General features: G+C 62.4%; 2 protein-coding genes. Both read right to left on the reverse strand.

The genetic code is table 11. The features are described from left to right. A partial coding sequence (locus EN939_RS31880; protein WP_164751409.1) for a substrate-binding domain-containing protein occupies nt 1–867 on the reverse strand: 867 nt, incomplete at its 3' end. A 50-nt stretch (nt 868–917) separates the two neighbouring features. Continuing rightward, on the reverse strand, nt 918–1,913 hold the full coding sequence (locus EN939_RS31885; RefSeq protein ID WP_127270087.1) for an ABC transporter permease: 996 nt from the start codon (nt 1,911–1,913) through the stop codon (nt 918–920). Nucleotides 1,914–2,013: the final 100 nt, after the last annotated feature.

The following is a 2,013-nucleotide window of genomic DNA, read 5'->3' on the forward strand; positions in this document are numbered from 1 at the left end:
CGCACGCACCGAGACCTGGCCGACGACAGCCGGATTGGTCGCGGCGGTCGCGGCCCAGGCGCTGTCGGGCTCACGCATCGCAGCGATATCGGACGTCGAGATATCGGCCGAATAGATCTTGATGCCCTTGTTCAAGCCCGCTTCGTCGACGGCGATCTTCACGCCCTTGGCAAATTCGTCATAGGGAGCAAACATCACCTTGATGTCGGGATGCGCCGTCAGCACCGAACGCGCCTGGTTGGCGACTGAGTTGGCAATCGGATTGTCGAGCGTGCCGAACATCGCGACTTCCTTGATGCCGGCATACTTCTTCTTGACGTCGACCCAGGTCTCGTTGCGGCGGTCGAGCGGCGCGATGCCGGCGACATAGACATAGCCGGCATTCCAGCTTTCGCCATTGTCCTTGACCGCCTGCTCGAGGGCGAGGCGCGCCAAGTCGCGGTCGGACTGTTCGATCTGCGGGATCTTGGGATTCTCGACATTGACGTCGAACGCCACCACCTTGATGCCGGCGTCGACCGCACGCTGGGCGGCGTCCTTCATCGATTCCGTCAGGCCGTGCTGGATGATGATGCCCTGCACGCCAAGCGCGATGGCCTGATCGACCATGTCGGACTGAAGGGCGGCATCCTGGCGGCTGTCGAGGACACGCAGGTCGATGCCGAGCGCCTTCGACTGCGCCTCGACGCCCGACAGATAGGCCTGGAAGAAGTCGCCGGTCGAGAGATAACGCACCAGCGCGATCTTGACGCCGGGCTTGTCGAAAGGCGCCGGCTTGTCCGCGGCAAAAGCCGGGACCTGCATCAGCATGGTTGCGCCGGCCAATCCGAGCGCCACCTTCCCCAGAAGTCTTCTTGTAATGCTCACTTTGTTTTCCTCCACTCTTGTTGAACCCAAAATCCTGTTCCGGTCGAAAGCTACCTCCTGCCCCTGCCCGAAAGCGCAAAGGTGAAGACAAGGGCGACGACCAGAACCACGCCCTTGACGAAATCCTGCGTGTAGTAAGGCGCGTTCATCATCGTCAGGCCTTGCAGCAAGATGCCGACGAACAGCGCGCCGATGGCGGTGCCGAAGGCGTTCGGCTTGGCGGCACCTAGCACCGCGTAGCCGATCAGCGCCGCGGCGACCGCATCGAGCAGCAGATTATTACCCGAGGCGATGTCGCCGCGTCCAAGCCGGGCAGCGAGCAAAATGCCGCCGATCGAGGCAAAAACTCCTGAAATAACGTAGGCCCAGATCTTGTATGCCTTGACAGGCGCACCGGCGAGTTCGGCGGCGCGCTCATTGCTGCCCACGGCATACATCATGCGACCGAAACGTGTGTATTCGAGGAAGAACCAGATCAGCACGGCGAGCACGAGCAGGACCACCACCGACACCGGAATGAGGTTCGGGATGAAGAAATCGAAACGGTGGCGGCCGAGCGCCAGGAAGGCGTCGGAGAATTTGCCGCTGGCGACCGAACCGTCCGGCATGGTCATGCCGGTGGCGATCGAGCGGCCTTCGGTTGGAATGCGCTGCAGGCCGACGAGCAGGAACATCATGCCGAGCGTCGCCAGCAGATCGGGCACGCGCATGTAGACGATCAGCCAGCCATTGATCAGGCCGACAATTGCGCCGATGAGCAGGCAGACGACGACCGCGACAAGGGCGTTCTGCTCCAGCACCACCATCACATAGGCGGCCGCCATCATGGCTGACGTGGCGACGGAGCCGATCGAGAGATCAAAGCCGCCGACGACCAGCGTGGCGGTGACGCCGAGCGCCAGCACGCCGGTGATGGCGACCGACTGGAAGATGAAAACGGCACTTTGCGGCGAAACGAAACCGTCGGCGGCGATCGAGAAATAGGCGACGAGCCCGAACAAGAGCACGATGAACCCGTAGCGGATGGCGTGGTCGCGCAATGTCATCCGGCGCTCCCGCGCGCTGCTGCCGTCTTTATCCAATCCGAACCCATGCTCTCTCCATTCCAATTCCTATCGCCCGCGCTCAGGCCGCACTGTGCAGCGG

The sequence above is a fragment of the Mesorhizobium sp. M7A.F.Ca.CA.002.05.1.1 genome, assembly GCF_003998335.1.
Lineage (GTDB): Bacteria > Pseudomonadota > Alphaproteobacteria > Rhizobiales > Rhizobiaceae > Mesorhizobium.